The organism is Caballeronia sp. LZ008 (assembly GCF_031451435.1).
Lineage (GTDB): Bacteria > Pseudomonadota > Gammaproteobacteria > Burkholderiales > Burkholderiaceae > Caballeronia > Caballeronia zhejiangensis.
The window spans coordinates 970,463-993,867 of record NZ_JARUXK010000004.1 but is presented as its reverse complement, the minus strand read 5'-3'; the positions used below and the strand labels follow the sequence as shown (position 1 = coordinate 993,867).

The following is a 23,405-nucleotide window of genomic DNA, read 5'->3' as shown; positions in this document are numbered from 1 at the left end:
GGCACAGCCCAGTGCCACCCACGATTCTTTCTCTCCCCGAAACGCCTTTTGACGCAAAGTGCCTTCCCCCATTGGGCCGATACATCTACCTTGGATTGACGCTTTTTTGCGCTCGCGATGCATCGGGGAACTAACATACCGCCTCCCGCCCGCAGCCTTCCTACAAAAAATCAGCATGGCCGATATCGACAACATACGAGACATGGCGCCGCTCGACCTCATCCGCACTTTGCGAGCAGCAGGACGCGCCGCCGAAGCCTGTGCGCTCGCCGGGCAACTCGCCGCGTCGGCGAACCCGGATTGCTGGCTTGCCCAACTCGGCGTCGACCTGAGCTTTCTCGGGATGCACGCGCAAGCCGAGAAATTCCTGAAGCTCGGACTCGAAGAGCCGCTTTCGCAGGCCAATCGATACGCGCTGACCGAAGAGCTATGCATGGTGCAGTTCGCCCTCGGCAAGTTTCACGAGGCGAACGAACGCTATCGCACGATCCGCGGCAGATCGTATGCCGAAGTCTTTCATCAACTCGTTCTCGAATCCGATCCCGATTGGGCCGGCGCGCTCCCGGACAAGCTGCTCGGCATGGACGAGTCCGTCGCGGGCAAGCGAATTTTCATTTCCGCGGAGGGCGGCTTCGGCGATTTCGTGCAGTTCTCGCGCTACATCGACGCGCTGCTGCGCGAAGGGGCGAGCATGATCGTCTCCGAGCAATTTTCGGGTTGGGAGGAAGTCTTCCGACAGAGCGAGCAGGTCAGGCTGTCGATGGCGACGCAAGAGCAGCGCGCGGCCGAACTCGCGTGCTGCGATAGCGTGACCTTCGGTTTCAGTCTCTACGCGCGCTATCAACGCTCGCCATACTTTCCGATGGAAAATCCCGCCGCGCGCATCGCCATCGATCCGGCCAAGCGTTTGTCCGATGACGCCAATGCGCTGTTGAACGTCGAAACGACGCGCCCGAAAATCGGCCTGATCTGGAGAAGCGCGAGTGGCGTGCGGCACGAACCGTATCGTTCGATGCCGCTTCAGCGGCTCGAATCCTTGCTGACGAATCAGGCTTGTCAGTTCTGTTCGCTGCAAGTCGGCGAACTCGGCGACGACGAACGCGCGATCATGAACCGCCACGGCGTGACCGATATCGCGCCGCATCTCTCGACCTTCGGCGACACGGCCCGCGTGCTGGAGAAGCTCGATCTGCTCGTCACTATCGATACAGGCACGGGGCATCTCGCCGGCGCGCTGAATCGGCCGGTGCGGGTGTTGCTGTCGCGGGCCTGCGACAGCCGCTGGCTCGACTGTCAGCGCTTCACGCCGTGGTATCCGTCGATGCGGCTCTATCGTCAGACCGAACTGGGCGACTGGACGCAGCCGCTCGCCGATCTCTGCGCCGACCTCGTATCCTTCAGTGCTTCTTCAGCGCCGGCGCCGTCCGCCGAAAGCCCCTGAAGCGCTCGCGCCGATGTTCCTCGTCGAAGTGCGCGCGCGCGGGCTTCACGAGATCGCTGCGCGACACGATGCCGACGAGCCGCCGCGACGCCTCGTCCGCGACTACCGGCAGGCGCTCCAGTTCATGCACGGCGAGACGCGTCGCGGCAAGGCGGCACGGCTCGCCCGGCAGCGCGAACGCCGGCGCGCCGTGCTCCATGCGCTGCAAGGCATCGCCGATGCTGACGCCCGACTGCGCCACCGGCGACGCCCCGATCAACGTCCCGAGCGACGCCCGGTCCAGCATGCCGACGAGCACGCCGTCGCGCACCACCGGATACGCCCGGTGCACCTGCTGCGGCCCGAAATGCTTCGCGAGCACGTCGGAAAGCGGCGTGGCGGCGTCGATCGTCAGCACGTCGCGCGTCATGACTTCATCGACGTGATGGCGCTCCAGCGGATCCACGCCGTATTCGCGATAGATGTGATAACCGCGCCGCGCGATCTTCTCGGTCATGATCGAGCGCTTCATGACGACGGTCGCGAAGCCGTGCGCGACGAGCGTCGCGGCGAGCAGCGGCAGGAGCGCGTTCGCATCGTGCGTGAGGCCGAAGGCGAAGACGATCGCGGTGAGCGGCGCGCCCAGCGTCGCGCCGAGCGTCGCGGCCATGCACACGAGCGGCCAGAGCGCAGTGTCGTGGCCGGGCAGGATCGCGCCGAGCGCGGTGCCGAGGCCCGCGCCGAGCATCAATAGCGGCGCGAGCACGCCGCCCGAGGTGCCCGAAGCCAGCGCGACGACCCAGATGATCGCCTTCACGGCGAGAATCGACAGCGCCACCTGAATCGCGATGTGCTGATGCAGCAGATCGCCGATCACGTCGTAGCCCACGCCGAGCGCGCGCGGCTCGAGATATCCGCCGATACCGACGATCACCGCGCCGAGCGCCGGCCACCACATCCAGTGAATCGGCAGCTTGTGGAACAGGTCTTCGAGCTTGTAGAGCGCAGCCGACAGCCCCGACGCCAGCGCGCCCGACAACAGCCCGGCCACGAGGCACGAAAGCAGCGAAATCATGTGCGGCGGCGGCGTTTCGAGCGGAAAGAGCGCGCCCGTACCGAATACCGCCGCGCGCGCGAAGCCCGCGACCGCGCAAGCGAGCGCGACCGGCAGAAAGCTGCGCGGCCGCCATTCGAATAGCAGCAGTTCGACCGCGAGCAGCACCGCCGCGACCGGCGTGCCGAACACGGCCGTCATGCCCGCCGCCGCGCCCGCGACCAAGAGCGTCTTGCGCTCCGCGGCGGTCACGTCGATGCATTGCGCGATCAGCGAGCCGAGCGCGCCGCCCGTCATGATGATCGGGCCTTCCGCGCCGAACGGCCCGCCGCTGCCGATCACGATCCCCGACGACAGCGGCTTCAGGATCGCCACCTTCGGCGACATGCGGCTCTTGCCGAACAGGATCGCCTCGATCGCCTCCGGAATGCCGTGTCCGCGAATCTTGTCCGAGCCGAAGCGCGCCATCATGCCGACGATCAGTCCGCCGATCACCGGAATGCCGATCACCCACGGCCCGAGCGTATTGAGCGCGGGCGAGTTGTCCTCGAGCGAAAGCGTGCCGAAGAAAAACAGGTTCGTGAACAGATGGATGAGCGCAAGGAGCACGACGGCCGCGAGCGTGGCGATGCCGCCGATGACGGCGGCGAGTCCGCATATTTTCAGCAGCCGGTCGTTGACCGAAAAGTCACGTTTGTGATGGTCCATGAAGGCGCTCCAGGAATTCAGAAATCGATCTGCGGCACGCGGAACGCGCCATCGAGAGACTTGATCTCCGCGCGATGCAGCGCGGCGAGGCGCGTGAGCACTTCTTCGCCGCGCGCTTCGAGATGCACTCGCACCTGACGGCGATCCTCTTCGCTCTGCGCGCGTCGCACGAGCCCGGCCGCCTCGCAGCGCGTGACCAGCGCCACCACGCCGTGATGATGCGATTGCAGCCGCTCCGCGAGTTCGCCGACCGTTGCCCATTCGCGGCCCGGATAGCCCTTGATGTGCAGGAGCAGCAGATATTGCAGCGGCGTGATGCCTTCGTTCTGCGCGGCCTGCTCGGAGAAGCGCTCGAAGCGCCGCATCTGATAGCGGAATTCGGACAGTTGCTCGAAGTCCGGCTTGTCGAGTTTGCGCGGAGTGTTCATCGGATTTCAGTGGACGCGCTCAGGCGGTCTTGCGCTCGCCCGCGAACGATTGTCGATAGAGGCCGGAGATCAGATCGGCTTCGGTGATCATGCCCGCGAGCTGATCGTGCGCGCCGACCACCGGAATGTGGTGATGCCCCAAGTGCGCGAACATCGGCACCAGATCGGCGATGGCGGTGCTCGTCTTCACGGTGCAGACGTCGGTTGTCATCAGCGAGGCGACGAGCGGCGGCGTCGTCGACGGGCCGCGCATCAGCCGCTCGATCGCCTGCTGCGCGCGTTGCCCGATGCCGTCGCGGCGCACCGGCGCCAGGTCCGCGCGCGTGACGATGCCGCACACGCGGCGCGTCGCGTCGATCACCGGCAGCGCCTTCACCTGATGCCTGTCGATGAGCGCGAGCGCCGCCTGCGCGCTCGTCTCGGGCGTGACGGAGACGATCGCGCGCGACATGATGTCGGCGCACGTGAACTCCGTGAACCGGCGCGCGTAGGCCTGCAACTGCGCTTCGCGAAGCAGCGCTTCGAGATCGTCCGGATCGACGTCGAGCAATTCGCTGCGGCGCGACAGCACGGCCTGCAGGTCGGCGCGCGTGAACGAGTCGGCGCCGGGCGGCGCGACCGCGGGTTTCGGCGCGGCGTGGCCGTGCGGATAGCGATGCCCGGTGAGCGCGTGAAATGCGATCGCCGACACGAGCAGCGCCGCCGACTGGATCGCCACCGGCGCGAACACGAAGCCATAGCCGAGCGCGTGAATCGACGGCCCGCCGAGCACGGCGGTCAGCGCGACCGCGCCCGAAGGCGGATGCACGCAGCGCAGCGCGAACATCGCGCAGATCGCGAGACAGATGGCGAGCGCGGCAGCGTCGACGGGATCGTGAACGAACATCGCGCAGCTGACGCCGACCGTCGCCGACACGATGTTCCCGCCGATGATCGACCACGGCTGCGCGAGCGGACTCGCGGGCACGGCGAAGAGCAGCACGGCGGACGCGCCCATCGGCGCGATGAGATACGGAATCGCGGATGCATCGCCGATCAGCAGATGCGCCAGCCCGCCCGTCAGCGCAATGCCGATCAGCGCGCCGAGCCCCGCGCGCAATCGCTCGGTCCAGCGCAGCGTGACCGGAGCGGGAAGAAAGCCTTGGAGCCAGCGAAGCAATGCGATACGCGTCACTTTTCAGCGTTCCGGGAAGAGTCAGTGGAAGGTCACACTGGCTGGCCGGATCGAGGGCGCGAAAAGCAAGCGTGCGACAATCGTGAAATTGTATCGCAATATGATACAAATTGTCGCGCGCTTCGATTCGTCCCAGGATTCGTCGCACTTTTGATCCGGTTGAACGGGCGTGCGCGGCCGCCATGTCCTCCTGTACGATGAGTTTTCCCTTGCGCGGCGCGGACACTTCGACATGGCACGTCGCAACATTTCCCGGATGGCGTGCTACATCGCGTTCGCGTGCGCGTGGCCGTGCGCGGCGGTCGCGGCGGACGAAGACCCGTCGACGATCGTCAGCGACGTTCATGAGTTCGTCGTCGCGAGCGACGGCTCGCTCACCGAAGACGACATCACCGTGCTGCGCGCGAACACGTCGGCGGGCGTCGACGAAATCGCGCAGCGCTACGTCTGGTATGACAAGAGCGTGTCGAAGGTCGAGATCGTCGAGGCCTATTCGATCGATGCGAGCGGCGCGCGCCACGACGTCTCGCCGGATCAGATCCGCGACGTTCAGGAGCCGCGCTCGGCGGGCGCGCCGACGTTTCAGGACGCGAAACTGCGCGCGGTGATCTTTCCGGCGATGGGCATCGGCTCGACCGTGCATCTGCGTTTTCGCAAGAGCCAGGCGGCGGCGGTCATTCCCGGGCAATTCAACTATTACGTCGATCCGGGGCAGCGGCCCGTCGTGCAGCAGACGCTCGTCTTCGATCTGCCCGCCGACAAGCCGCTTTATGCCGATGCGCGCGGCTATGTCGCCGAGCCGCCCGTCACGGCGAACGGGCGCACGCGTTACGCGTTCACGTACCGGCACGATCGTTTCGCGCGCATCGAAAGCGGCTCCGTGGGCTATGCGCAATACGGCGATCGGCTGATGGTCACGACCTTTCCCGATTACGCGAGCTTCGCGAAGGCCTACCGCGACGCCGCCGCCGATCCGGGCGCGACCGATCCCGCGATCCGCGCGCTCGCGCAATCGCTCACGCAGAACGACGCCGACGACCGCGCCAAAGCCAAAACGCTCTACGACTGGGTGCGTCACCATATCCGCTACGTCGCGATGTTCATCGGGCAGAGTCCGGCCGTGCCGCATCGCGTGACGGACGTGCTCGCGAATCGCTACGGCGATTGCAAGGATCACGTCGCGCTCTACGGCGCGCTGCTCGATGCCGTCGGCATTCGCAACGAGCCCGCGCTCATCGGGCTCGGTTCGGTCTATACGCTGCCGTCGGTGCCGGGTTACGGATCGGGCGCGATCAACCACATCGTCACCTGGCTGCCGGATCTGAACGTGTTCGCGGACAGCACGGCGGCGAGCGTCGAATTCGGCTTTCTGCCGCTCGCCGACATGGACCGGCCCGCGCTGCTCGTGAATACCGGCGCGCTGGCCCGCACGCCCGCGACGCAGCCGCTCGCGCGCACGGCACGGCTGCAGATCGAGGTCGCGGACAAGGGCGAGGCGAATTTCGCCTACTGGGTCGAGGACGCGGGATGGAGCGCGGAAATCGAGCGGATCAACCTGCGTCTCGCGAATGCGCAACGGCGCGACCAGATCGCGGCGGACCGGCTCCGTTACACGAATCTGCGCGGCGCGGGGGCGTTGACGACGAGCGACGTCGATGCAACCGGCGGCCCGTTCGCGACGACGCTGCGCGGCACGCTCGACGACATCGTCTGGCCGACGGGCACGACGGCATTGCCCGCGCTGTCGAGCCTGTCGGGCGGCATCGCGACGGCGGTGCGCAACTGGCTCGCCGAGCGCGCGCGCACGCAGCCGTATCTGTGCATCGGCGGCACGTTCGACGAAACCGCGCAGATCACGCTGCCGAAGACGACGCACGTCGCCGAAGTGCCCGACGATCTCGATCTGACAAGCGATGTTTTTCGTTATCGCGCGCGCTATGTGTTCGATCCGTCGACCAACGTGATCCAGATATCGCGCACGCTCGACGCCCGCTTCGGCAGGCAAGTCTGCACGCCCGACGATTTTCGGGCGGCGCTGCCGCTGCTCAAGAAAATCGAGCGGGACACGCAGGCGCAGATCATCCTGAAAGCGCTGGGCGGATGAACCTCACTCCATGTCCCGCGCGACGCGAAAGCCGTTCTGCGATTGCCGCACGCTCGAGCTGTACTTGAAGCGCGTCGCCGACTGCATGTAGGCCGCGCCTTCGCGCCACGAGCCGCCGCGAATCACGCGCACGCTGCACGACGGATCGTCCCAGGCGCGGCCATCGGCGGGCGCGTTCTTGTAGGAACTGTGCCAGCAGTCGGCGACCCATTCCCAGACGCTGCCGTTCATGTCGTAGAGGCCGTACGGGTTCGCGGCGAACGATCCGACCGGCGTCGGCGCTTCGGGCTTGTACGGATCGCCGCAATCCTTGCAGTCGGCGGTGCCTTTTTTCATCTGATCGCCCCACCAGTACGTCGATTGCGTGCCGCCGCGCGCGGCGTATTCCCATTCCGCTTCCGTCGGCAAGCGATACGGCTTGCCGCCCACCTTGCTCAGCCATTTGACGTAGACCTGCGCGTCGTCCCAGCTCACGTTGCGCATCGGCGCGTTGCCGGGCGGCGTCGATTCGCCTTCGGGCGCGACGCGCGTGCATGCGCCCGCATCGGCGCAGGCGTTCCATTGCTCGACGGTGACTTCGTATTTGCCGATGGCGAACGCACGCCCGACCGACACGCGATGCGGCGGCTTCTCGGCGGGATCGTCGTTGTTGCTGCCCATCGTGAAGCTGCCCGCGGCGATCGGGATCAGCACAGGGCACGCCGGGCAATCCTTGATCTCGCCGCCGCTCGCCGTCTTGGCGGCCGGTTTCGTGGTCACGGCGGCGGGCGGCGCGGCAGGCGCTGCCGTCGTGCTCGGGCGCGGTTTTTCAGGCGCGGCAGCGGTAGCCGGCGCGGACGGCGCGGGCGTCGGCTTCGGCGCGGGTGCGGGTGCGGCCGGTGCGGCGGTCGCGGCAGGTGGCGCGGAAGCGGCGGGCTTTGCATTTCCGGCTGCGCGCAAACGCTCGATGCGCGCCTTCGCGAGCGCCGCGAATCGGCCGTTCGGATAAGCCTTCAAATAGGCTTCGTAATCGCTCGGATAGGTGCTGTCCTTGATCGAATCCCAGAACGTCAGTTCGTACTGCTCGTTGCTGTCTTTCGGCAGAATGCCGCGCGTGCGGACGATGCTGGCGGATTCGGCAGGCACGATGGCGGTCGCGTCCGCTATACGCATGTTCGACGTCGTATCGGTGATCGCGAAGCCGTCATCGAGCGTGGACGCGACCCACGGCCGCTGCGCGCCATGCGATGCCCGCGCGACATCCGATGCCGCCGCAGCGAACGCCGCCGGCGTCACCGATGACCGCGCGCCCAACGCGTGCAGCAACGCCGCGGTATAGCGACCGTTGCGCGCGTCTTCGGATGCGGCATCGCCCGGCGCAGCCGCATACGCGACGAGCGTGCGCGGCGGCAGCGTCCACGCCCGCGCGCGCGTTGTCTCGAAGGGATCGGTGAGACACATGTCGAGCACGACGATGTTCGCCGCGTCCGGCCGCGCCCGCGTGATGCGCTCGACGATGTCCCGCGCGGAAATCGCATCGCGCACGAGCGTCGCGGGGCGTTGCTCGCGCGCGTCGAGCGGCACGAGCAACGCATCGCCGCCCGCCTGCAATCCGTGGCCGGCGAAATAGACGAGCGCCGTATCGTCGGGGCCGAGGCGCGCGGCGAACGCATCGAGTGCCTGGCGCATCGCGGCTTCGTCGAGATTCGTGCGGCGCGTGACGTCGAAACCGAGCGCGTTCAGCGCGATGCTCATGTCGTCGGCATCGCGCGATGCGCTCGCGAGCGGCCGATCGAGATAGTCGGCATTGCCGATCACGAGCGCGAGATGACGGGGCGCGTGTGCGATCGTCGAGATCGGGGAAGAGGGCGGCGCTGTGACCGATGCCGCGTTCGCTGATAGGAGCGTCTGGCCGATCGTCAGGACAACGCTCGCGATAAGAAGAGTTCGCCACATGTTCACACCCTGTCCGTCCGGCTTTGAGTGGAGGGCATCGCACTGCATTCGCGTGCGATGCCAACGCTTCGGGTACGGCATCAACAACGATAGCACGCGCTCAGACGCCGCTTAATCCCCTGAAAGGAGGTATCCGTCATGAGGTTAATCAGGCCCCCCGCGTGACCGTATCTTTTTTAAACGTTACGTCCTAATCTAAAAACCAGCGACGCAGCATCAGGTAATCCGCATCGCGCTCGAGCACGAGCGTTCGTCCGTGCCCGGAGCGATTTCCCTGGCCCATCCGCGAGGCCTTTCAACGAGAGAGGCGTGCATAACATGCTGAGAAGAACCGTGCTTGGCGCGCTGGCTTCCCTGGCCGCATTGGCCGCCGATTCGTCGTTTTCCGCCGCGCGTGCCCGCACGCCCGCGCCGCCGAACGCCGAGGCGTACATCATCTGGCCGCCGGACGGCGCCGTGATCACGGGCGGCAAGCTTTGGGTGCGCATGGGCTTGCGCAACATGGGCGTATGTCCGAAGGGCGTCGATCTGCCGAACGTGGGGCATCACCATCTGCTCGTCGATACCGATCTGCCGCCGCTCGATCAGGAGATCCCGTCCGATCGCAATCACCTGCATTACGGCGCGGGTGAAACCGATGCTCGCCTCGAATTGCCGCCGGGCAAGCACACCTTGCAGTTGCTGATGGGCGACTACAACCACGTTCCGCACGACCCGCCGGTGTATTCGAAGAAGATCACGATCATCGTGAAATGAGCTGTGCACTTGCCGAGGGCACATGACATGAAAAAACGATCCGCTGATGCGCTCGCGCTGCCGCGTTCGCTCCTCGTCGCCGCCACGCTCGCGACGGCGTTCGCCGCGTCTCATGCGCTCGCCGGGACGACGCCCGCGCCGGCCAACGCGTATGCGTACATCGGCTTTCCGAACGATGGCCAGACCGTGCCCGCGGGCAAGCCGTTCCGCGTCTGGTTCGGGCTGCGTTTCATGGGCGTCGCGCCGCGCGGCGTGAAGTTTCCGAACACGGGGCATCATCATCTGCTGATCGATGTAGACCTGCCGCCGATGGATCAGGAGATTCCATCGGATCGCAATCATCTGCACTACGGCGCCGGCGAAACCGAAACGATGATCGAACTGCCGCCGGGCAAGCACACGCTTCAGCTTTTGATGGGCGATGACAAGCACATACCGCATAACCCGCCCGTCTATTCCCGAAAGATCACGATCTACGTCAAGTAAGTCCGGGCGCCGCGTGATGCATCGAGCGGCGCCTTTCCCGGTTGCTTTCATCCAACTCGTATCCGCGTGCGTATCGCGGAGGGGATCGTTCGTCCCCTGCAAATCGCACGGGTGTCGCCGGGCAACAGACAGTGAAGATCGGAAGTGTCGGGCGGGCAGCATCATCGGCTTAGAAGGACAGATGCAGCGTAAATCGGCGCAGCCCATATGCAGCACGGCGCGCAGAGAAAAACGCATGACGCATGACGCGATTGGCACAGCCTGTGCATTGAATGGCGGCGAGCAGACAAGTTGCTCCGAGCCACCACCGAATGCGCGATGCGCACCCAAGGAGAGCGGAAATGAAGACGCTGACCATCAAGGACCTTCCCGTCACCGAAGATCTCGACACGCGTGCAATGTCGGCGGTGCGCGGCGGCTCCGCGGTCCTGTTTCCCGGCTTCATCTCGATGAACGGCACGACGCTCTCGATGCCGTTCAATCCGCAGCAGATCATCAATCAGACGCAGACGACGTTCAATCAGAACGGCAGCAACATCGCCTTCGCCGAAGCGCTGAAGTCGCAGTCGACGGTCACGCCGACGCAGAGCGCGAAGAACATCGCCAACGTGAACTTCGGCATCGCGGGCGATCTCGCATAAGCGAAACGTCGCGAGGAATGAACCGCATATCGGTGCGGTAAGCATCGAGGTAGTCGCAGCAAAGGCGGGGCGCGGGGAGCTTCGCCGTAACACCGCCCTCAGCATCGGGCGTAGTGGTTCGCGCGCGGGTCGCATCCGTCGCCGGACCGCGTCACGACGACGCGCGACGTGCCTCAAGAGCACGCGCGCGCAACGTGACTTAACCCGTATGGAGTCGCGGCGCGCCGTGTGATTTACTTGAATGACCGGACGGCCGGCGCCGTGCTTCTCACCCATGAAACTGACCGTCGGTGCGCGTTCACCGGGAGCGAGATCGTGCGAGCCTTGTTGCCATCGTTAGGGCTGGTTGCAGCCGCGCTGCTTTCGGGCTGCATCGACGTGACGCCGCCGACGTATCAGCGGCCCGACACGCCCGAGAAAACCGCCTTCACGAAGACCGACGCAGCGAAGGTCGCCGCATCCGACACGATCCGGCCCGACTGGTGGAAGCAGTTCAACGACCCGTATCTCGACTCGCTGGTTGAAAAGGCCATCAGCGGCAACTTCGACATCAAGGTGCTGGCCGCGCGCATCCAGGTGGCGGGCGCGCAGATCGGCGAGGCGCGCGCGGGCGCGTTGCCGTCGATGGATCTCGGCGCGGGCGCGAGCTTCGAGAAGACGACCGGCCAGCAGTTCTCGAAGCAGTACAACCTGGCGACGCAGGTGAGCTGGGACATCGATATCTGGGGCTCGGTGGAGAAGGGCGTGCAGGCGCAGAAAGCCAAATTCCGCGCGACCGAGGCCGACTGGCGCGCCGGTTATCTCGAACTCGTCGCACTCGTCTCGACGACGTACTTCCAGATTCTCCAGTTCGACGATCAGATCGATCAGCAGAAGCAGACCATCGCGACCAACCAGCAGATCCTGACGATCTTCGAGGGCATGCAGAAGAACGGCCTCGTGCCGAAGACGCAGGTGCTCACGCAGCGCGCCGAACTCAACCGGCTGACGCGCGAGTTGCTGGAGTTGCGCCGCTCGCGCGATCTCGCGAACAACGCGCTCTCGACGCTGATGGGCGTGCCGGCAGGCGAGTTCCGGATGCCCGACGGCAAGCTGCAAAAGCGCGTGCAGATTCCGCCGGTGCCGGAGGGATTGCCATCGCAGTTGCTCGCGCGCCGCCCCGATCTGATCGCGGCCGAATATCGCGTGCTCGAAGCGTATGACCTCGTCGGCCAGGCGAAGCTCGCGCAACTGCCGACCATCAACCTGACTGGACGCGCGGGCACTGCAAGCTTTCAACTGACCGATCTCCTGAAGATCTTCACGCTGAGTTTCGTGCCGAGCATCAATATCCCGATTCTCGATCCGTCCGTGCGCGCTCACGTCAAGACGACCGAGGCGCAGACGACGGTGGCCGAACAGCAATATCGCAGCACGGTGATGAACGCGTTCGAAGAAGTGGAGAACGCGCTGGTCAATCTCGATTCGCATACGAAGCAGCGCGTCGAGCTGCAACAGGAAGTGGATCAGTTGACGATCGTCGCCGCGCAGATCGACGCGCAACTGAAAGAGGGCGTGATCTCGCAGCTTCAGGTGTTCGAGACGGAGCGCACGCTGCTCGCGGCGCAACTCGCGCTGCTCGCGAACCATCAGCAAATTCTGTCGGACACGGTGACGCTTTATAAGGCGCTCGGCGGCGGCTGGCCGACCGTCGATGTACAAAGCGCAAGCAAGGACGGATTGAAGTGAAGCACTCCATGAATAATGTGCACCAAATTAATAATATGAATTGCTAACGATCGTGCCGAATCGCTTATGGATGGCGTGATGCAGCGGTGCAGCACGATTGACTACGACGATGCGTGACTTAAACTCTCAACAGCCGCCGGCTGCAAATGACTTCGATTACGGCGCGGTCCAACTTGTCCATGCGCCCGACGTTGCCGGGCAATCCTCTGGCGCGTCGGCGGCAGCGGCTGGACGTACCTCGTGACATGGACATGGCTCAAGGCTTTTCCGTGGCGGATCCGCAGCCGAGCGTGGGCGAGGCGTTCGACGTCGTCCTGAAGCCCGCGCCGCATGGCGAGCTTGCGCGCGAGCTGGCGGAGAGACTCACGGAGATCCGTATCGACGAAAATCTCTTCGCTATCGGCCGCGCCGAAGCGCCGTTCGATACGAGTCCGCCCGAAGCCGTGGCGCAGCTCTCGCGCCGTCATGCGCGCATCTTCATCGAGCACGGGTTCGTCTATATCGCCGATCTCGCCAGCAAGAACGGCACGGCCGTAAATGGCACGCCCGTGCGCGAGACGCCCGCGCGCGTGCGAAGCGGCGATGTCATTTCGTTCGGCAGCAAGCTGTCGTATCGCGTGCAGTTCGCGCCGCGCGCGCGGCGTCTGAATGTGCCGAAACCAATCGGCCTCACGCTTACGCCGCAGCGCGACGATCTCGGTCTTCAGCCGATCGAACTCGCGCAGTTTCCGTTTCTCGTCAGCAAGACCGACGACACGTTTTCGCGTTATCGCGATGAGTATCCGCATCAGGTCAATTACGTGTCACGGCGCCACGCGCATGTGTTCATCAAGAGCGGCGCGCCGTTCGTCGAAGACCTCGGCAGCACCAATGGCACGTTCGTGAACGGCGAGCGGCTCGGCGCGTCGGCGGTCGAACTGAAGAACGGCGATACCGTCGCGTTCGGCGGAACGCACTTCGCGTACGTGGTGCATCTGCACGGCGACGAAAGCGAATCGACGCTCACGGAAATCGTCGCGCAGGTCGCCGCGCCATCGCACGACGACGAATCCGACAGCGACAAGACGACCTTCGTCGGCTCGGCGCATTCGTTTCTCGACATATTCTGCGTCGATCAGGCCGCGGCGCGCGAGGATGAAGTCAACGAAGAGGCGCAGCCGACACCCGCCGAGGAAAAGCGCCCGGACGCGCGCGCCGCGAAGCGCAGCAAGTTCGGGCTCTTCGTGTCGGAGTTGCGCCGTGTGCTCGCGAACGACGATGCGCGCGCCGCGCGCCGCACGCGCATCATCGTGGCGTGCGTGCTGACGGCGCTCGTTGCAGTCGGCGCCGCGCTTTTCTATAGCGGTTCGAACGAGCGTGAGGCCAAATCGCTGATGGAGCACGGCGAGTACGCCGAGGCCGCGGCCGTCACGAACGAATATCTGAAGACGCATCCGAAGGACGCGCCGTTCACGTCGATGAACACCGAGGCCGTGCTCAAGTCGAACGTGCCGCGCTGGCTTGCTGCACTGAAAAAGGGCGATTTCGCGAACGCGGACGCGATCATCGCGCAGATGCGCTCGCTCAGCGAGCACAACGCAGACGTGCATTCGCTTATCGACGAACTCGAATGGATCGGCAAGCTGGAAAGTTTTGTGATGAGCCGTGGCGGCGCCGAAGCGCCGATCCGCATGTACGGCGACGAGCCGCGCATCGGCGCAATCCTGAAGCATTGGGAAGCGGACGCGGCGGGACATCAGCGCGATCTGGACCGCATCGCGGGCTATGTGCCCGAGTTCCGCGATCCGTATGCGCTCGCGCTGAGTCATCTGCGCAAGCTGCAAAGCGACGATTCGGTGTATCTCGCGGCCATCGAGAGGCTCGATGCGAGCATCGCGAAGAATCTCGGCCAGGACGATCCCGATGCGATCGGCGCGGCGTTGAAGGAATATGCGGACAAGTATCCGCGGCTCGCGGGTCTCGATCGCGTGCGCGCCGATCTCGATGCCTACGCGGGCTTGCGACGCAGCATCAACGGTGCGAGCCTCGCGCCGCTCGCGGGTTCGGTCAGCGAGGCCCATTTCTCGACGCCGCCGTTCCAGGAAAAATTTCGGCAGATGACCGCGAGCCAGTTGCCGCCGCCCGACGTGCTCGCGCAATACACGAGCGTCGCGGATGCATGGAATCGCGGACAGAGCGCGCAGGCGATCGACGCGCTGCAAAAGCTGCCTCAAGGCTCGTGGACGCAGACCGTGCAGAAGGAACTCGCGCACAAGAAAGCCGTGGCCGCGCAGTTCGCCGAGCTGCAAAAGGCGCGCGGCTCGAAGGGCTACGAAGACGCGCTGCTGTCGTTCTACGAGACGCTCGATCTCGAGAGCGACGCGTTCTACGCGAAAGCCGTCGCGCCGGAATTCACCGCGTTGAAGGACAGGGCGACGGCCCGCGCGCAAGCGTTGATGACGCAGGCGCAAACGTCGTGGCAGCAGTATCGGACGAACGGCGGCATCGGCGGATCGCAGCGGCTCGAATCGGGCGTGTCGGATGTGTTCCGGACGCAGGCACGGCTGCTGTCCGACGCGGAAGACGCGGCCACGCGCGGCATGCGTATTTTCCGGCAGGTGAAGGCGGACAGCGCGACGGCGAAGTGGACCGCGCTCGCCAATGAGATCGACACCGAAGCGGATCTGCAACGGCGTTCGCTGCAGGATCTGCGGATGGTGCTCGAACCGGGGCTTCTCAATACCAAGCTGAGTCTGATCGGCGGAGGCACGAGCAGTGAAGAGAGACGCACACCTTAAGCCGCTGTCGGAGGCGCTAGGCGAACACGGCGCCGAAGGCATCGCGATTCTCACGGCGGAACCCGCGCGGCTCACGCAGGGCCTTGTCTTCGCGATGGTGGCGCTCGTCGCGTCGGCGCTCGTGTGGTCGTTCGTCGGCCATGCGGACGTGATGGTGACGGCGCAAGGCACGCTCGCGCCGGAATCGGAAGTGCGGCGTTTCTATGCGCCGATCGACGGCGAGCTCGCCGATCTCTATATCGCCGAAGGGCAGCCCGTGCGCAAGGACGATGTCGTCGCGCGCCTGAATGCGCGCGGTGCGATCGAAGCGGCGACCAATGCGCTCGAAGCGCAGCTCAAGCTCGACGATGCCGAGCGCGAATGGAAGCAGTTCCCCGAAAAGAAGCTGCTGATGGAGCGCAAGATCGCCGCGCTCAAGGATCAGATGGATGTGGAAGAGCACCAACATCAGCAGCGCGTGGCCGAAGGCACGAGCAAGCTCGCGGAAGGTCAGAAGGCGCAGTTGCAGGAAGCGCGCAGCACGCTCGAAAACGCGCGCCGCGCCCGCGATGCCGCGAAGGTCGAACTCGACCGCTTTCAGCGTCTGCTCGCGTTGCCGGGCGGCGGCGGCATTGCGGAAGCGCAGGTCGATCAGAAACGCAATGCCTATCTCGAAGCGGACGGCGCGTATCGCGTCGAGCAATCGCGGCTCGCGGAACTCGACTTCCGTCTGAGTCACGATTTCACGCAGGCCAAGCGTCAACTGGAAACGAGCGGTCAGGAAGCGACGAGCCTGCGTCTGCAATACGAAGCCGCGATGCGCGAAGTCGCGAGCACCGAAGACAAGTTGCGTTTGCAACTACAGACCGCGCGCCTCGTCGCGGATGCGGCCGCGCGCATCAAGTTCGAGAACATCGACAAGGACAATTTCCTGTTGATTCTCGCGCCGGTGTCCGGCGTGGTGACGGACGTGACATCGACGCAGCCCGGCGACAAGATACAGGCGAACACGCCGCTCGGCGGCATCGCGCCGGCCAATGCGAAGCCGGTGCTCAAGATCGAGATCGCCGAGCACGACCGCGCGTTTCTGCGCGAAGGGCAGCGGGTGAAGCTCAAGTTCAATGCGTTTCCTTATCAGCGCTATGGCGTGATCGAGGGCACGCTCGCGTTCATTTCGCCCGCGACCAAGCCGAGCCCGACGAGCAAGCAACCCGTCTACGAAGGACGCGTGACGCTCGATCGCGATTCCTATCAGATCGCGGACACGAAGTATCCGCTGCGTTACGGCATGACGGCGACCGCTGAGATCGTCGTGCGCGAGCGGCGCCTCATCGATCTCGGGCTGGATCCGTTCCGCAATGTAGCGGGATAAATATGGGGGGTTACACGGGCGCCGCAACGCGAACATGATGCGCAATTCAACATGGAACCGAACGGAGAACGATATGACGGCGATTGTGCGTATCGACGACGAAGTGGTCGACGTCGGCGAATTCATCAGGTTATTGAAGTTGAATGGTCAGTTCGACAGTCTCATCGAGCAGCTCGTGCGCGACAAGCTCACGGTGCGCGCGGCGAAGAAGTCGGGTATCGCCGTGAGCGACGATGAAATCCAGAATCGCGCCGATCAGTTCCGGCGCATTCGCGGTCTGCATCGCGCGGCGGACATGAACAATTATCTCGATGCGCTGCATGTGAGCCTCGACGAGTTCGAGGTCTTCATCACCGACACGCTGTATCAGGAAAAGATGCTCGACAAGGTAGGCACGGCGCGCGAGATCGAAGAGTACTTCCAGCTCAACTCGCCGAAGTTCGACAGCATCGAAGTCAGTCATATCCTGCTCGACACCGAAGGCAGCGCGAAGGAAATGATCTCGTATCTGAACGACGATCCCGACAGCTTCGCCGACATGGCGCGCGAGCACTCGCTCGCCGACACGCGCGACGCGGGCGGCGTGATCGGCCGCGTGATGCGCGGACAGATGAAACCGGACGTCGAAGCGAAAGTCTTCAACGCGGAGGTCGGCGATCTGCTCGGGCCGTTCGTATCGGCGGACGGCGCATCGTATGAGATTTTCGCGGTGACGGCGAAGTATCCGGCGAAGCTCGACGAGGACGTGTCCGCGGAAATTCGCCGCCTGCTGCGCGAAGACTGGATGATGGCGCGTGCGCAGGAACACGTCATCGAAGCACGCTGATCGACCGGAACGCGACACGACATGGACGCTCCATCGAGCCTTGATTCGCCCGCTGACTTTCTTTCGTCGGTGGAGATTCTTTCGCCCTTCACGCGCGAGGAAATCGAGCAATTCGCGGCGCAAGCGGAGTCGCGGCGCTTCGGTTTTGGCGAGACCGTGTGCAACGCGGGCGATGCGGCCGATGGACTCTATATCGTGAAAGCGGGGTCCGTGCGCATCTTCACCGAAGAGCACGGCAAGGAAATCAGCATGGGGGTGAAGAAGGAGCGCGAGACCTTCGCGGATATCGCGATGCTGCGCGATTATCGCCATGAGTCGTCGGTGCGCTCCTCCGGCAAGACCGAGCTGCTGTTCATCCCGCGCACGGCGATCGACCCCGTCATCGCGAAGAATCCCGCCGCGCTCGCCTTCGTCACGAGCTATGTCGCCATTAACTCGGCGGGCGGTTTCGTCGCAAAGCTCTTCGATCTGCGCGGCAAGCTCGACAAGGCCGAACTCGAAGAATGCGTGCGCAGCGTCGGCGTGAAGCGTGTCGCGGAAGGCAAGGAGATTCTCAAGCAGGAGTCGCGCGACGACCGGCGTCTCTATGTCGTGCGGCAAGGCGAAGTGCGGATCGTGCGCGAAGAGGGCGGCGAGCGGCATGTGCTCGCGACGCTCGGTCCCGGCGAGATCTTCGGCGAGAAGGCCTGCGTGATGCGCCAGGAGCAGATGGCCTCCGCCATCGCGAGCACCGATACGCGCCTGCTCGTGATTCCCGAGAAGACCGTGCACTTCATCATCGAGCGAAACGTGAAGCTGCGCGAAGTGCTCGAAGAGCGCATCCGCTTCACCGAGCGCGAATTGCAGCGGCAGAAGAAGATCACCGAGCGCCGCAAGCTGCCCGCAATGCTCGATCTGCACACGAAGCCCGAACTGGGCGAGCGCGTCATCAAGCGCTTCGCGTGGATCGAGCAGGCGGAGGAGATGGATTGCGGCGCGGCCTGTCTCGCGATGATCTGCCGTCACTACGGCATCAACATGACGCTCGGCAAGCTGCGCGAACTGGCCAACGTCACGACATCCGGCGCGACGCTGGATTCACTCGCACGCGCCGGCGAATCGCTCGGATTCACGACGCGCGGCGTGCAGTGCACGTTCGAATCGTTGCGCGGCTTCGAGATGCCGTTCATCGCGCATTGGGAGGGATACCACTACATCATCGTCTATGGCGTGTCGAGCGAGAACGTATGGGTCGCGGACCCGGCGATCGGCTTCAGGAAGATGACTGTCGGCGAGTTCGAGCGCGGCTGGAGCGGGACGTGTCTGCTTTTCACGCCGGGGCAGGATCTCACGCAAAAGGCCGTGTCGCGTTCGCCGTGGCTGCGTTTCGTCGGCTATCTGAAGCCGTACAAGAAGATCCTGCTGCATCTCTTTCTCGCGACCTTCGTCATTCAAGTGCTGGGCGTGATACCGCCGCTCATCATCCAGAACATTCTCGATGGCGTGATCGTGCATCAGAACGTGAACCTGCTTCATGTGCTGATCGCAGGGCTCATCATCGCGAGCCTGTTCACGCAGCTCATGACGACGATACGCGCGTATCTCGCGAACTTCATGGTCCGCAACATGGACTTCGCGATGATGTCGCAGTTCTTCAGGCACACGTTCTCGCTGCCGTTCGGCTTCTTCGCGAAGCGCAAGACCGGCGATGTGTTCGCGCGCTTTCAGGAGAATCACACGATTCGCGCGTTTCTCACCGAATCGACGGTATCGACCGTGCTGAACCTGCTGATGATCTTCATCTACTTCACGATCATGTTCCTCTACAACGTGAAGCTCACGTTGCTGCTGATCGCGTTCGTCATCCCGATGATGGTGCTCACGGTCGTCGCGACGCCGCGCATCAAGCAGAACGCGCGCGAAACGTTCTCAGCGGGAACGGATGCGCGTTCGTATCTGATGGAAGCACTCGGCGGCGTCGAAACGGTGAAGGGCATGGGTATCGAGCGCGCGGTGCGTCTCAAGTGGGAAAAGAAGTATGCGAAGTCGCTCGAAGTGCAATACAAGTCGCAGCGCTTCAATATCGTGGTGGGCTTGTGCAGCCAGTTGCTCAATGCGGCGACGACCATCGGCGTGTTATGGGTCGGCGCGAATCTCGTGCTTGCGCGCGAACTGACCATCGGGCAACTGATCGCGTTCAATGCCTACATGGGCAGCGTGCTCGCGCCGCTGATGGGTCTCATCAACTTGTGGAGCCTGCTGAACGATGCGGGCGTCGCGATGGAGCGGCTCGGCGACGTGCTCGATATCGAGCCGGAGCAGAAGCCCGAAGACATGCAGCAGCGCGTCATGCTGCCCGACCTGCAGGGCGATATCAGTTTCAACGGCGTGTACTTCCGTTATGGTGAAGGCGATGCGCCCTACGTGCTGGAGAACATCAGCTTCGATATCAAGCCGGGCGAGCTGATTGCGATCGTCGGGCGCAGCGGCTCCGGTAAAACGACGCTCGCGAAACTGCTCGTCGGTTTCTATGCGCCGAGCGAAGGCAAGATGACCGTCGATGGCTACGATATCAACGTCGTCGATAAAGGTTTCTTTCGCGCGCAGATCGGCTATGTGATGCAGAGCAACCTGCTGTTTTCGGGGACGATCGCGGAGAACATCGCGAGCGGCGATGAAGCGCCGGACAGAAGGCGTATCGAAGAAGTCGCGAAGATGGCCGACGCGCACGCGTTCATCGCGAAGATGCCGCTCGGTTATGAGCAGGTGGTCGGCGAGCGCGGCGTAGGGTTGTCGGGCGGACAGATTCAGCGCTTATGCATCGCGCGGGCGCTGTATCACGATCCACGTCTGCTCGTATTCGACGAAGCGACGTCCGCGCTCGATACGCAATCGGAAAGCAATATTCTCGGCAACATGCAGGAGATTTTGAAAGGGCGCACGGCGGTCATCATCGCGCACCGCCTTTCGACGATCATGCGCGCCGACAAGATTCTCGTGCTGTACGAAGGCGGCATCGTCGAACAGGGCAAGCATGACGAACTCGTCGCGAGAAAGGGCATGTACTACCAACTCGTGCAAAAGCAACTGAGCGCAGCATGAAAATACTCGACCAACCGGAAAGCGATACCAGCGCGCCCGCGTCATCGGCGATTTCGTATGCGGGGCTCATCGAGAAGATCGAGATCTTGCGCTCGACGCTTCGATGGACCTCGCGGCTCGAGCGTCCCGAGATCGAAAAGCTGTTGCGGCAGGCGAGCACCCTGCGCGACGAAGTCATGCAACTGTCGCACAAGGAGCGCTTCGTGCAGGCGGCGGCCGCCGAACCGAAGCGCGATCTTCCGCCGGGCGCGCGGCGGCAGGCGCTGATCGAACGCAGCTTCGTATTCGAAGGCACGTTCGGCGATAACCCGAAGTTGCTGGAAGCGCTGGAAATCGCGGAAAAAGCCGCGCCGACGGACTTGCCGGTATTGATCGATGGCGAAAGCGGCACCGGCAAGGAATTGATGGCGAAGGTCATTCACGCGAACGGATCGCGTGCCGACAAGCCGTATATCTCGGTGAACTGCGGCGCGATTCCGGACAATCTGCTGGAGTCCGAACTATTCGGGCATCGCAAGGGCGCGTTCACCGGAGCGAGCAATGATCGCAAGGGAAAATTCGAAAGCGCACACACGGGCACGATCTTTCTCGATGAGATCGGCGAACTGCCTTTGCAGGGGCAGGTGAAGCTGTTGCGCGTGCTGGAAGCGCATGAAATTCAGCGCGTGGGTTCGGACGAGCCCATTGCGGTGGATACGCGCATCGTCGCGGCAACCAATCGCAACTTGCGCAAGTTCTGCGACGAGGGGCGTTTTCGCGAGGATCTGTATTATCGGCTGAGCGTCATTCATCTGACGCTGCCTGCTTTGCGTGAACGGCGCGATGAAATTCCGCTGCTGCTCGCGTATTTCGGCGACGAAGCGGCCGGGACATTGAAGCGCCGGCCGGTGAAGTTGTCGCCGCGGCTACGGGATTTTCTGCGCAACTATGACTATCCGGGGAACATCCGCGAGTTGCGGAACGTGGTGTACCGCCTCGCGTGTCTTGCGGGCGATATGGCCGACATCGATCATCTGCCGGTCGACATACGGCCGAAGTCATCGCTCTCGCTCGCAATGGGCGGGCCGGCGGCGAGCGGAAACGGCATCGCGACGGCGAGCTCGCTCGCGGAAGCGAAGCGCGTCGCCAGCGACGAAGCGGAGCGCGCGTTTCTCGAACGAGGCTTGCAGGAAACCGGCGGAACGGTGGCCGAGCTTGCGAGACGGTACGAGATGAACCGCTCGCATCTGCAGATGCTTTTGAAAAAGCACGGGCTGCATTCGAAGGAGTTTCGAGCGGCGGCGCAGAAGAACAAGGAGGCGGGCGGTTGAGCCGCCTTTAAATCGACGGATTCACCTGCGTCTTATCCGTCGCCATCAAATCGACCGCATGCGCGACGACCACTGAAATGTTGTCGCGCCCGCCCCGCGCGAGCGCGATTTCCAGCAGCCTTTGCGCGGCGACATCGCAATTGCCCGGCGCGAGCTCGCTCATCATTTCGGCTTCGCTGACTTCGTTCGATAAACCGTCGCTGCATAGCAGGAACGTATCGCCGTCGTTCAGGGCAAGCGTGTTCTCGTCGAGTTCGAGCACATCGAGCGCGCCGACCGCGCGCGTGATCAGATGCTGCGCCGGATGATGCAGCGCTTCTTCCGCCGTGAGTTGCCCGCGCGCCTTCAGTTCCTCGACGTGGCTGTGATCGCGCGTGAGCTGCACGAGCCGTCCCTGGCGCAGCAGATAGATGCGGCTGTCGCCGGCCCATACATAACCGCACGCGCCATCGCGCGCAGCGAGCACGACGACCGTGCTGCCGATGCGCGACACTTGGCGCCGCGCCGCTTCCGCACGCAGCTTGTCGTTCACGTCGAGAAGACGCGCGCGGGCATCGGCGATGGTGCCCGCAAGATCGTTCGCCGGCGATACCTTCGCGAGGCTCTCGATCACCATCCGGCTCGCCAGATCGCCGACCGCGTGGCCGCCCATGCCATCGGCGACGGCCCACAGTCCGCGCTCGGGCGCATCGAGCAGCGCGTCTTCGTTGATCTGCCGGACGCAGCCGGTGTCGGTGCGGGCGGCGGATGTCCATCGAAACTCGGTGGTGAAGGTCACGGCAACCTCCGGAATGCTGGGTGACGCGGCGTCGGGCGGGCCTTGCGGACGATCCCGCTCATTGTGTACCAACGCGCGTCCGAAGCGAATCTTGATCTGCACCGCTTTAGCCCGCGCGATTCCCCGCGACCGAATTCGGGCTGACGGTAAGGGTCGCGCCGTTGCCCGTATTGCTGACCGCGACGTTCTGAAACTGATTGACCATCTGGCCGACCGTGATGTTCGTCACGTTATTGGTGATGTTGTTCGTGACCGCGTAGATGTTGTTGGTCACATCGATCAGGGTAATCGCGCCGGCTGCGGCCCCGCCGCCCGATGAACGCTCCACGAAAGGCGTGATCCAGCCGAACACCCACGGCGCACCGCCTCCGCCGCTGATGGCCGACATCGCCGCGTGATCCAGCACGCGGTCGTATTCGAGATCGCTGACGGTCAAGGCGCACATGTCGTTTCTCCGGGATGGCCTGTGAGCAGGACGCACGGATCAATGCAAGGCCCATGCCGACGCACGCCAAATGGCGGAGATTGCGTCCGAATCGCCGATGGGGCTGCGTTCTGGCGGCATCGGCGCAAACGAAATGGCTGCATGCCGAATCGCATCCGTTGGGTCGTCGCCAACAAGCGATGTTGGCGTCGCGCCGCATAACCAACACACGCGGCGCGCGTCCGATCGGCCCGCACGACGCGAATTCTGGTGCAGCAGGTCCAACAAACACGCAAGAAAACTGTTGGCCGATGAAAAACACAACGCTGTCGAAACACGCTCGCGATTCCGCAATAACCACACGTAATCAATGGCTTATCGAAACTGGCAAGGAAGATGCAAAAGGCTAGGCAACCCGGCGCCG

18 protein-coding genes are annotated in these 23,405 nt (G+C 63.9%); 12 read left to right on the top strand and 6 right to left on the bottom strand.

All coding sequences use genetic code 11. From position 1 onward, the window contains the following. Nucleotides 1–175: 175 nt before the first annotated feature. Nucleotides 176–1,441 carry a glycosyltransferase family 9 protein gene (locus tag QCE49_RS29565; RefSeq protein WP_250456803.1) on the top strand — a complete coding sequence of 422 codons (1,266 nt, stop codon included), beginning with the start codon at nt 176–178 and terminating at the stop codon, nt 1,439–1,441. Here QCE49_RS29565 and QCE49_RS29560 read toward each other — a convergent pair. Genes QCE49_RS29560 through QCE49_RS29550 form a run of 3 tightly spaced genes read right to left on the bottom strand, consistent with a single transcriptional unit; the run spans nt 1,398 to nt 4,784 of the window. Continuing rightward, nucleotides 1,398–3,182, bottom strand: coding sequence for a chloride channel protein (locus QCE49_RS29560; RefSeq protein ID WP_250456802.1), 1,785 nt, complete (start codon nt 3,180–3,182; stop codon nt 1,398–1,400). The genes QCE49_RS29565 and QCE49_RS29560 overlap by 44 nt on opposite strands. Nucleotides 3,183–3,199: 17 nt before the next feature. Continuing rightward, nucleotides 3,200–3,610 carry a MarR family winged helix-turn-helix transcriptional regulator gene (locus tag QCE49_RS29555; protein WP_008353238.1) on the bottom strand — a complete coding sequence of 137 codons (411 nt, stop codon included), beginning with the start codon at nt 3,608–3,610 and terminating at the stop codon, nt 3,200–3,202. Between the two features lie 19 nt (nt 3,611–3,629). Continuing rightward, nucleotides 3,630–4,784 carry an HPP family protein gene (locus QCE49_RS29550; RefSeq protein WP_008353239.1) on the bottom strand — a complete coding sequence of 385 codons (1,155 nt, stop codon included), beginning with the start codon at nt 4,782–4,784 and terminating at the stop codon, nt 3,630–3,632. A 256-nt stretch (nt 4,785–5,040) separates the two neighbouring features. On the opposite strand from QCE49_RS29550, the gene QCE49_RS29545 reads away from it, so the two are divergent. Continuing rightward, the gene (locus QCE49_RS29545) at nt 5,041–6,888 is read left to right on the top strand and encodes a DUF3857 domain-containing transglutaminase family protein (RefSeq protein WP_409017613.1); all 1,848 of its coding nucleotides are present in this window, start codon (nt 5,041–5,043) and stop codon (nt 6,886–6,888) included. Between the two features lie 3 nt (nt 6,889–6,891). Here QCE49_RS29545 and QCE49_RS29540 read toward each other — a convergent pair whose 3' ends face one another. Further along, nucleotides 6,892–8,823 (bottom strand): SUMF1/EgtB/PvdO family nonheme iron enzyme, encoded by a 1,932-nt coding sequence (locus tag QCE49_RS29540; RefSeq protein ID WP_250456800.1) that lies wholly within the window; start codon nt 8,821–8,823, stop codon nt 6,892–6,894. 318 nt (nt 8,824–9,141) lie between these two features. Here QCE49_RS29540 and QCE49_RS29535 point away from each other — a divergent pair, with 318 nt between their 5' ends. From QCE49_RS29535 to QCE49_RS29495, 9 genes are all read left to right on the top strand, one after another. Next, entirely contained in the window at nt 9,142–9,579 is a 438-nt protein-coding gene (locus QCE49_RS29535) for a DUF4399 domain-containing protein (RefSeq protein WP_033537047.1), read from the top strand. Nucleotides 9,580–9,606: 27 nt separating this feature from the next. Continuing rightward, on the top strand, nt 9,607–10,065 hold the full coding sequence (locus QCE49_RS29530; protein WP_250440635.1) for a DUF4399 domain-containing protein: 459 nt from the start codon (nt 9,607–9,609) through the stop codon (nt 10,063–10,065). 341 nt (nt 10,066–10,406) lie between these two features. Continuing rightward, on the top strand, nt 10,407–10,706 hold the full coding sequence (locus QCE49_RS29525; protein WP_008353246.1) for a hypothetical protein: 300 nt from the start codon (nt 10,407–10,409) through the stop codon (nt 10,704–10,706). A 315-nt stretch (nt 10,707–11,021) separates the two neighbouring features. Continuing rightward, a complete protein-coding gene (locus QCE49_RS29520) occupies nt 11,022–12,434 on the top strand; it encodes an efflux transporter outer membrane subunit (protein WP_250456799.1) in 1,413 nt (470 codons plus the stop codon). A gap of 251 nt (nt 12,435–12,685) precedes the next feature. Next, complete coding sequence (locus QCE49_RS29515) at nt 12,686–15,211, top strand: FHA domain-containing protein (RefSeq protein ID WP_250456871.1); 2,526 nt, start codon at nt 12,686–12,688, stop codon at nt 15,209–15,211. Continuing rightward, nucleotides 15,189–16,562, top strand: coding sequence for an HlyD family efflux transporter periplasmic adaptor subunit (locus QCE49_RS29510; protein ID WP_008353252.1), 1,374 nt, complete (start codon nt 15,189–15,191; stop codon nt 16,560–16,562). The genes QCE49_RS29515 and QCE49_RS29510 overlap by 23 nt, the downstream gene beginning before the upstream one ends. 73 nt (nt 16,563–16,635) lie before the next feature. Next, nucleotides 16,636–17,388 (top strand): peptidylprolyl isomerase, encoded by a 753-nt coding sequence (locus QCE49_RS29505; RefSeq protein WP_008353254.1) that lies wholly within the window; start codon nt 16,636–16,638, stop codon nt 17,386–17,388. Between the two features lie 21 nt (nt 17,389–17,409). Then, nucleotides 17,410–20,469, top strand: coding sequence for a peptidase domain-containing ABC transporter (locus tag QCE49_RS29500; RefSeq protein ID WP_008353255.1), 3,060 nt, complete (start codon nt 17,410–17,412; stop codon nt 20,467–20,469). After that, complete coding sequence (locus QCE49_RS29495) at nt 20,466–21,779, top strand: sigma-54-dependent Fis family transcriptional regulator (RefSeq protein WP_250456798.1); 1,314 nt, start codon at nt 20,466–20,468, stop codon at nt 21,777–21,779. The genes QCE49_RS29500 and QCE49_RS29495 overlap by 4 nt, the downstream gene beginning before the upstream one ends. 7 nt (nt 21,780–21,786) lie before the next feature. On the opposite strand, the gene QCE49_RS29490 is transcribed toward QCE49_RS29495, so the two are convergent. Beyond that, nucleotides 21,787–22,557 (bottom strand): protein phosphatase 2C domain-containing protein, encoded by a 771-nt coding sequence (locus QCE49_RS29490; RefSeq protein WP_250435870.1) that lies wholly within the window; start codon nt 22,555–22,557, stop codon nt 21,787–21,789. A gap of 106 nt (nt 22,558–22,663) precedes the next feature. Then, nucleotides 22,664–23,002 carry a hypothetical protein gene (locus QCE49_RS29485; RefSeq protein ID WP_175979382.1) on the bottom strand — a complete coding sequence of 113 codons (339 nt, stop codon included), beginning with the start codon at nt 23,000–23,002 and terminating at the stop codon, nt 22,664–22,666. 53 nt (nt 23,003–23,055) lie between these two features. Between QCE49_RS29485 and QCE49_RS29480 the strand changes: the two genes are divergently transcribed. Further along, nucleotides 23,056–23,391, top strand: a complete 336-nt coding sequence (locus QCE49_RS29480; protein WP_250456797.1) for a hypothetical protein — start codon at nt 23,056–23,058, stop codon at nt 23,389–23,391. Nucleotides 23,392–23,405 lie beyond the last annotated feature (14 nt).